The sequence below is a fragment of the Polaribacter sp. genome (genome assembly GCF_965660385.1).
In the GTDB taxonomy this organism is placed as follows: Bacteria; Bacteroidota; Bacteroidia; order Flavobacteriales; family Flavobacteriaceae; genus Polaribacter.
The window spans coordinates 1-8,595 of the sequence record NZ_CBFHZT010000079.1; the positions used below are offsets into that span (position 1 = coordinate 1).

The window sequence follows — 8,595 nt, forward strand, 5'->3', positions numbered from 1 at the left end:
TTCGAGTGTAGCCTCAATTTCAGAAAAAACTTTAGAAAAAATAGCGCATTTAGTGCCTTTAACTCGCGTTTCTGCTGAAATGAAACTCCCTTTTAAAAATTTATATAGCACTCCAAAAACTTTAGGGGTAGATAGGCTTGCTTTGGTTTTTGCAGCGGTACTAAAATATCCCAATCAAAATATTTTAATAATCGATTCAGGTACATGCATTACATACGACTTTGTGAATAAACAAAGAAAATATTTTGGCGGAGCAATTTCGCCTGGTATCGAAATGAGATACAAAGCATTACATCACTACACAGCTAAATTGCCATTGTTAGAAATTAAACAGCCCACCAATTTTACTGGAGATAGTACCATAGAAAGTATACATTCTGGTGTTGTTAACGGAGTTTTACAAGAAATTAAGGGTATTATAGAACAGTATAAAAACAAATATTTAGATTTAACAGTTGTTTTAACAGGTGGTGATGCAAATTTCTTGTCAAAACAATTAAAAAGTAGCATATTTGCCAATCAAAATTTTCTCCTTGAAGGATTAAATAAAATATTGATTTTTAACAAAAACGAATGATTAAAAATATTGTAGTAAGTATTTTACTATTAACTTCTGTTGTTGTTATGGGGCAAAGAACCAGTTCTTCTCCATATTCTTTTTTTGGTATTGGTGATGAGTTTAGCACAACTACAGTAGAGCAAAGTGCAATGGGGGGTATAGGTGTGGCTTTTAGTCATTACAAATATTTAAATTTTACCAATCCTGCTGCTTACGCCAATTTAAGATACAGTACCTATTCTTTAGGTTTGTTAAATAATGATTTAACCGTAAAAACAGACAATACAAAACAAAATAGTGTTTCTACAACACTTTCATACGTTGCGTTGGCTTTTCCTATAGGTGATAAAGCAGGTTTTTCTTTTGGTATGCAGCCAATATCTTCTGTGGGCTATTCGTTAACAAACACTGATTTTGCATTAGATGGAACTTCCATTAATGAAATTACCTTATTTGAAGGTAGTGGAGGTGTAAATCGATTTTATGGAAGCTTTGGAATTAAAGTTTACAAAGGGCTGTCATTAGGTGTTGAAGGAGATTTTAGTTTTGGAAATGTAGAAAATAGCATTACCAACCAATTGGTAAACGTGGCTTTAGCAACAAAATATAAAGAAGCTGTTGAATTAAGAGGTGGTTCTTTAAAGTTTGGTGCGCAGTACGAAAACGTTTTGAAAGATAACCTTATGGTAACTGCTGGTGCAACTGTAAAATTAGGCAACGATTTAAGTGTTAGTGGTGAGAGCCTTACGTATAGTTTAACCTTGTCTGGCAATGGAGTAGAAACAGTAAGAGATACTTTGGTAAATCAAAATGGAGATAAAGTAATGGACATTGATGGCGATTTTAAATTGCCAGTAAAAACAATTTTAGGGGTAGGTGTTGGCGAGTTAGATAAATGGTACGCAGGGATAGAGTACGAAAATAAAAATGCAATTTCAACCACTAGTATTTTTGGTAATACTACAGCATATCGTTTTGGTAAAGGAAATCGAATAGCTGTTGGTGGGTTTTATTTACCAAAGGTAAATTCTATTTCAAGTTATTGGAATAGAGTTACTTATAGAGCAGGTTTACGATATGAAAATACAGGTTTATTGGTAAATAGCGGAACAAATAATGCTAATTTTACAGAAATTAAAGACTTTGGCATATCTTTTGGTTTAGGTTTACCACTAAAAGGCCTATCCACTATAAATACAGGATTTGAATTTGGTAAAAGAGGAACCATAAGCAACAATTTAATACAAGAAAATTATTTTAATTTTAGATTAAGTTTATCTTTGTCAGATAAATGGTTCGTAAAAAGAAAAATAGATTAACAGAAAAACTATCAAAATGAAGAAAATTACGTTTTTACTAGCAGTATTTGTGTTTTTTAGTACTGCAAAAACTAACGCACAAGCTGATGCAAATCGAGAATGTTTGGTTAAATACAACCTTTTTAAAGGTGATTTTAAATCAAAAAAATATGATGAGGCTTACGCGAACTGGACCTATTTAATGGAGAATTGTAAAGATTTGTCTGTTAATATTTACAAATATGGTGCCGATATTGCTCAAGATGTTAAAAAAGATCCTGCTTTGGCAAAAAAAGTATACGAACAAAGATTGCAATACTTTCCAGAACACCATGATTCTAAGAATAATTTAGCAAAAGCACATAGTGATTATGCCACTTACTTAGCAAAAAATAAGTTAGGAACTGATGATGAAATTTTTGTAATTTTAGAAAAAGCATATCAGATATCTCCTAAAGATATGAGTGTTAAAAACATTTATAAATATTTTCAATTGGTAACTGATAAATACAAAGATGTAGAACCACAAAAGGTTTTTGATACCTATGATGATGTAATCGAGTCTGTTGGTGAAAAATTAGATGATTACACTAAAAAGATTATTAAATTAAGTGATTCAACGAGAACTTTAGACGCTAAAGAGAAAAGATATTTAAGAGCCTACAGAATTAACTCTAAAGCATTAGGGCAAATTGAAGGTGGTTTAGATAATATTATTTCTGAAATTGCAACTTGCGAAAGATTGGTGCCAATTTACAATAGAGATTTTGAAAGTAATAAAACCAACGAAACTTGGTTAAGAAGAGCAGTATCTAGAATGTTTAATAAAGGATGTCAAGAAGATCCATTATTTGAAAAATTGGCAAAGGCGTATGCAGAGGCAACACCTTCTCCAGATTCATATTCTTTTTACGCAGGTATCTTAGAAAAAAACGGAGATGTTGCTGGTGCTGCAGAAATGAGACAAAAAGCTTTTGATTTAGAAACCGACCCTTTAAAGAAAGCAAAAACAAAATTAAAATTTGCACAAGCAGCTAAATCTAGAGGACAATTGTCTAAAGCTAGAAGTTTAGCTAGAGAGGCGTTAAAATTTAATCCAAATTACGGAAAAGCATATCTGTTTATTGCAAGATTATATCAAGCTAGTGTAAATGATTGTGGATCTAATGAGTTTGAAAAAAGAATGGTGTATGCTGCTGCATTAAGCCAAGCAAGAAGAGCTGCATCTGTAGACCCAAGTATATCTTCTGTAGCTAAAAAATACGTTGCCACCTATAAAGCGAACTTACCAAGTAAAAAAGTAATCTTTACTGAAGGTATTAAAGCAGGATCATCTTTTACCATTAAATGTTGGATTGGAGAAACTGTAAAGGTTGCTACTAGCGACTAACAAATGAAATATATTTTTAAAATAATAAAAAGAAGTGCTACTGTTTGTTTAATAACAGTAGTGCTTTTTTCTTGTACAAATAATACCCAAAAAGCAAGAGATTTTTTAGCTGATAAAAACCTACCCATAGGCAAATCTATAGATGCTTATCATGTTTATAAAGATTCTGGTAGAATTACCTCTAAACTTATTACACCATTACTATTAGATTTTACCAATAGAAAAGAACATCCTTACAACGAATTTCCGTCAGGAATAAAAATTGTAAATTTCGAAAATAAAGGAGCAGACTCTATTACGATTACTGGAGATTATGCATTATCTTACGAAAAAACATCAATCTCAGAAATTAAAGGTAATGTGGTTGTAGTGAATCATACAGACCAATCAATTTTAGAAACAGATCAATTGTTTTGGGATCAAAAAACAAATTACTTTATTTCCGAAAAACCATTTAAGTTAATTAAGCAAAATGATACCATTTATGGTATTGGTTTTGAATCTAAAGAAGATTTAACAAAGCATTTGGCTAAAAAAACAACAGGTAAACTAGAAACAAAAGAAGATTAATTGATATGAACAAAATTTGGAAATTCTTTCAGTACGGTTATTTAATGGTAGCATTTATTTGTTTGGTTGAAGGGGTAATGCGTTGGCATTCAGATAGAAATAGATCTTATTTCTTTATCGGTTTTGCAATTTTTATTACTTTAGTATTTTTCTTTAAAAGACATTTTAGAAAAAAAGTTCAAAAAAGAAATGAGCAAAATAAGCACTAATTTATCCTTATAATGGAGGTTGAACTCATTATAATCATCTTTTCTATATTGCTATCTGCATTTTTTTCAGGTATGGAAATTGCATTTGTGTCTGCTAATAAAATGCATATAGAACTAGAGAAGAAAAGGGAGGGTTTTATTCCTAAAATTCTTACTAAAATTACCCAAAAATCATCAAAATTTATTACCACAATGTTGGTAGGTAATAATATTTCATTGGTAATTTATAGTTATTATATGGGGAAACTTTTAATTCGGTTTATACCCTCATCAGCCTATAACGAATTCACAATTTTATTAATACAAACCATTATATCTACTATTGTTATTTTAGTTACAGCAGAATTTTTACCCAAAGCAATCTTTAGAATTTATGCCAACGAGGTTTTAAAACTATTTGCTTTTCCTGCCTATATTTTCTATACGATTTTTCATTTTTTTTCTGAGTTTATTACCATCATTTCAGACTTTTTTCTTCGAGTTTTTTTTAAAACAAATGCAGATGAACAACAAACTGAATTTAGTAAAGAAGAACTAGGAAACTATATAAACGAACAGCTAGAAACAGGGAATGATGATGATGAAATGGATTCTGAAATTCAAATTTTTCAGAATGCCCTAGACTTTCATAATGTTAAGGCAAGAGAAATTATGGTGCCAAGAACAGAAATTATATCTGTAGAAATTCATGAAAAAGTAACCAATTTAAAAAAGGCATTTATAGAAACAGGTTTGTCTAAAATTCTGGTATATAAAACTTCTTTAGATGATGTTTTGGGTTACGTAAATGCTTTTGAGTTGTTTAAGAAGCCCAAAACAATAAAATCAATTTTGCTACCTGTAGAAATTGTTCCAGAATCGATGATGATTAACGATATTCTGAACATCTTAATGAAAAAAAGAAAAAGTGTAGCTGTGGTGGTAGATGAATATGGAGGAACTTCTGGTATGATAACTGTAGAAGATATTGTAGAAGAATTGTTTGGCGAAATTGAAGACGAACATGACTCACAAGAATTCTTAGAAGAAAAAATTACAGAAACCGAATTTCATTTTTCTGCAAGATTAGAAGTAGATTATTTAAATGAAGAATATGATTTAAATATACCAAAATCAGAAGCTTATGAAACTTTAGGGGGTTTTATTATAGAGCATACAGAGAATATTCCTGAAGAAAAAGAACATATTGAAATTGAGGGATTTGAAATTAAAATACTTAAAATGAGTGGTGCCAAGATTGATGAGGTTTCTGTTAAAAATGCTAAAGAAACAGACTAATTTTTTGTTGTTCCTTGCTTTTAAAAAACAACTTTTTATTTATAGCGATTAACTATAAAATCGTTTGCGGAATTAAAACCAAAAATCGTATATTCGCCCACTGAAATTAAATTAAAAATCGTATGGCAGTTTTATCGAAAATTAGAGAACGCTCAATGTTCTTAATTATCATTATTGGATTAGCACTTTTTGCTTTTGTATTAGACCCATCATCTTTAGGTGATTTTTTTAATTCAAGCAAGGTAAATGAAATTGGAGAGGTAGATGGAGAAGCTATTTCAAGACAAGAATTTGCTAATGAATTAGAAGCTTACAAACAACAAACAGGAGGTAGAGTTTCTGAAATGCAAGCTGCTAAAACAGTTTGGGATAATATTGTAAGAAAAAAAATATACTCAAACCAACTAGAAGAAGCAGGTATTACCATTGGTGAAGCCGACGTTTGGAATGAAATTATTAGTGCACAGTTTGTACAAAATAATCCACAATACCAAAACGAAGCAGGTTTGTTTGATGAAGGAAAATTTAAACAATTTTTAGCTAACGAGAAAGATCAACAAACACAATTATGGGGGCAATGGTCTAATTATATGAATCAAATTAGAGATAATGCCGAAAGAAATACCTACAATAACTTAGTTACTGCTGGTTTAGGAGCTTCTTTAAAAGAAGGTGAATTGGCTTATATGATAGACAATACAAAACTAAATGCTCAGTTTGTATATGTACCATACACCTCAGTTGCTGATAGTTTAGTACAAATAAAAAAATCTGAAGTAGAAGCGTATATAAAAAGTCATGCTGATGATTATAAAGTGGATGCAACAAGAGATATTTCTTTTGTAAAGTTTGATATTAAAGCAACCCCTGGAGATGAACAAGCTATTAAAAATGATGTTGCTTCGTTAATTGAAGATTTTAAAGCTGCTAAGGACAATCAACTTTTCTTATCAGAAAATGATTCAGATACTAATTTAAATACCAACTTTCAATTTAAGAGTTCTTTAAATCAAGTTGTGGCAAATGATATTTTTGAAGGATCTGAAGGAGATGTAGTAGGTCCTTATAAAGATAAAGACTTTTTTAAGATCTCTAAAGTAACAGCAGTTACTGAAATGCCAGACTCTGCAAGAGCAAGTCATATTTTAATTCCTTTTGTGGGTTCTCAAAGAGTGGCACCAGATGTTACAAGAACAGAGGATGAGGCAAAACAATTAGCCGATAGTTTGTTTGCTGTTGTAAAAAGTAGAAGAAGTAAATTTGAAGAATTAGCGAAAGAATTTTCATCTGATAAAGGTTCAGCTGCTAAAGGTGGAGATTTAGATTGGTTTAATTATACAAGAATGACACCTGCTTTTAGAGATTTTGTTTTTGAAGGAAAAGAAGGAGATATGGATGTAGTACAATCACCTTTTGGTTTTCATATCATTAAAATTGATGATCAAAAAAATAAGCAAAAAGTATTAAAATTAGCTACTTATGGTAGAAAAATAGTTCCTTCTGAAGCCACTGAAAATGATGTTTTTAGAAAAGCTGAAGAATTTGCTTTAGCAGTTTCTAAAGCAAGTGATTTTTCTGAAGTTGCAAAAGAAAATAACTATAGAGTAATGCCAGCTGTAGGTTTAAAAGCTTTAGATGAAAATGTACCAAGCTTAGGAAAAGAAAGACAAATAGTGAGCTGGGCATTTAATAGTGATACCGAAGTTGGTGACTTTAAGCGTTTTGACTTAGAAGGTAGTCATGTAGTTGCTTCTGTAACTTATGCTGCTGAAAAAGGTTTAATGACTGTTGAAAAAGCGATAAGTAGGGTAAGACCAATTTTATTAAATGAAAAGAAGGCAGCTATATTGAAAGATAAATTACAAGGTACAGACTTACAAGAAATAGCTAAAGCAAACAATACAAGTATACGAAATGCAAGTAATGTTACTTTAAAAAGTCCTACTTTATCAGGTGTTGGTGTAGAGCCAAAAATTGTTGGTGCAATGTATAATGCAGCGTTAGATAAAATTTATAATGCTATTGAAGGTAGTAGAGGTGTTTATACATTTAAAGTAACTAAAAAAGAGTTACCAACAGCTTTACCAAATTACGATGCTAACCGAAAAAGAATTGCAGATACTAGAAAAAGACAAACTTTTAAAATTTATGAAGCTATAAAAAAAGCTTCAGATATTGAAGATAATAGAGCTATGATGTACACCAATTAAGCTTTAATTCATATATAATTATAAAAATCCGTTCATAGTTTTGAACGGATTTTTTTATGATTATTATTGATAGAAAATTGTAAGTAGATATTAACTAGAGTTCAATTTAACTTCACAGGCTAATACACCTTTAATTGTTTAAAAATTAATTTGTTGTTATTTCAAACGAAACATAAAGTAGTTCAGAGATCCTAAATTTAGACTAAGTTTTTTCAATTTCAGTAGATATGATATTCGTTTCAATGAATAAAAAATGTATCTAGCTACTAAATATTTTTTTAAGTCGAACTCACGTTATTAATTACCTTAAGACACAAATAAAAGCCTCTTGATATTCTCAAGAGGCTTTAATTTAATATAGCACTATTTATATTTATTTGCTATTCTCCCAATAAGTGGAGCTCAGTAAATTCTTTATCTAATATAATAGTTTGCGTACCAAAACTCTCAGAGCTTTCTAGAGCTATTTCTACATTATCAATTTGAACTGATGTAATTGTAAAAGGTAAGTTATGCAACACCACATTAAATTTTGTGTAAGCAGCATCAAAAGTACCCTCTTTATGTTGTTGTAAGATGAATTCTTTATTTTTACCAGTTACTTTAAATGTACGCAGGCTGTATCTTCCTTTTTTGTAATCGTATCCATCATGTGCATCATCATACAATTGAGATTTTTCTTTTCCTTTTTTATAATATACATCTAAAGTAATTTCGTCAAAATCTTTTTCACCAACATATTGTTGAACAGGATACTTTGGTATTACTGCACCTTCTTTTATAAAGATTGGCATACTATCTAAATCTGCATCAACCCAAGTTTCTTTACCACCTTCTATTACTTCATTCGTCCAGAAATTGTACCATTTACCTCTTGGAATATACATTCTTCTACCTTTAGCATTTGGTTCTTGAATTGGACATACTAAAATATGCTCTCCATATACAAACTCATCACTTCTATAATGTGTATGTTGGTCTTCTTGATCGAATAATACCAAAGATTTTAAAATTGGTATACCTTTTTGAATGTGATTCCAAAATGCAGTATATAAATAAGGCAGTAATTGATATCTAATTT

General features: G+C 30.4%; 8 protein-coding genes. 7 read left to right on the top strand and 1 reads right to left on the bottom strand.

The features are described 5' to 3' along the window. From ACTG3V_RS14370 to ACTG3V_RS14400, 7 genes are all read left to right on the top strand, one after another. Nucleotides 1-577 (top strand): type III pantothenate kinase (locus ACTG3V_RS14370; RefSeq protein ID WP_439132866.1); only part of this gene is annotated, 577 nt, incomplete at its 5' end. Continuing rightward, nucleotides 574-1,878 (top strand): hypothetical protein, encoded by a 1,305-nt coding sequence (locus ACTG3V_RS14375; protein ID WP_439132867.1) that lies wholly within the window; start codon nucleotides 574-576, stop codon nucleotides 1,876-1,878. The genes ACTG3V_RS14370 and ACTG3V_RS14375, both read left to right, overlap by 4 nt. A 16-nt stretch (nucleotides 1,879-1,894) precedes the next feature. Beyond that, on the top strand, nucleotides 1,895-3,247 hold the full coding sequence (locus tag ACTG3V_RS14380) for a tetratricopeptide repeat protein (RefSeq protein ID WP_439132868.1): 1,353 nt from the start codon (nucleotides 1,895-1,897) through the stop codon (nucleotides 3,245-3,247). 3 nt (nucleotides 3,248-3,250) lie between these two features. Further along, nucleotides 3,251-3,817 carry an LPS export ABC transporter periplasmic protein LptC gene (lptC, locus tag ACTG3V_RS14385; protein WP_439132869.1) on the top strand — a complete coding sequence of 189 codons (567 nt, stop codon included), beginning with the start codon at nucleotides 3,251-3,253 and terminating at the stop codon, nucleotides 3,815-3,817. Between the two features lie 5 nt (nucleotides 3,818-3,822). Next, entirely contained in the window at nucleotides 3,823-4,026 is a 204-nt protein-coding gene (locus ACTG3V_RS14390) for a hypothetical protein (protein ID WP_439132870.1), read from the top strand. A gap of 12 nt (nucleotides 4,027-4,038) precedes the next feature. After that, the gene (locus tag ACTG3V_RS14395; protein WP_439132871.1) at nucleotides 4,039-5,304 is read left to right on the top strand and encodes a hemolysin family protein; all 1,266 of its coding nucleotides are present in this window, start codon (nucleotides 4,039-4,041) and stop codon (nucleotides 5,302-5,304) included. Between the two features lie 122 nt (nucleotides 5,305-5,426). Continuing rightward, nucleotides 5,427-7,514, top strand: a complete 2,088-nt coding sequence (locus tag ACTG3V_RS14400; protein WP_439132872.1) for a peptidylprolyl isomerase — start codon at nucleotides 5,427-5,429, stop codon at nucleotides 7,512-7,514. Nucleotides 7,515-7,894: 380 nt separating this feature from the next. On the opposite strand, the gene ACTG3V_RS14405 is transcribed toward ACTG3V_RS14400, so the two are convergent. Next, nucleotides 7,895-8,595 (bottom strand): DUF5110 domain-containing protein (locus ACTG3V_RS14405; RefSeq protein ID WP_439132873.1); only part of this gene is annotated, 701 nt, incomplete at its 5' end.

What these genes read in the sequence shown, in the direction of transcription:
- ACTG3V_RS14375 (WP_439132867.1), top strand. Translation starts at nt 574, where the DNA reads ATGATTAAAAATATTGTAGTAAGTATTTTACTATTAACTTCTGTTGTT.
- ACTG3V_RS14380 (WP_439132868.1), top strand. Translation starts at nt 1,895, where the DNA reads ATGAAGAAAATTACGTTTTTACTAGCAGTATTTGTGTTTTTTAGTACT.
- lptC (WP_439132869.1), top strand. Translation starts at nt 3,251, where the DNA reads ATGAAATATATTTTTAAAATAATAAAAAGAAGTGCTACTGTTTGTTTA.
- ACTG3V_RS14390 (WP_439132870.1), top strand. Translation starts at nt 3,823, where the DNA reads ATGAACAAAATTTGGAAATTCTTTCAGTACGGTTATTTAATGGTAGCA.
- ACTG3V_RS14395 (WP_439132871.1), top strand. Translation starts at nt 4,039, where the DNA reads ATGGAGGTTGAACTCATTATAATCATCTTTTCTATATTGCTATCTGCA.
- ACTG3V_RS14400 (WP_439132872.1), top strand. Translation starts at nt 5,427, where the DNA reads ATGGCAGTTTTATCGAAAATTAGAGAACGCTCAATGTTCTTAATTATC.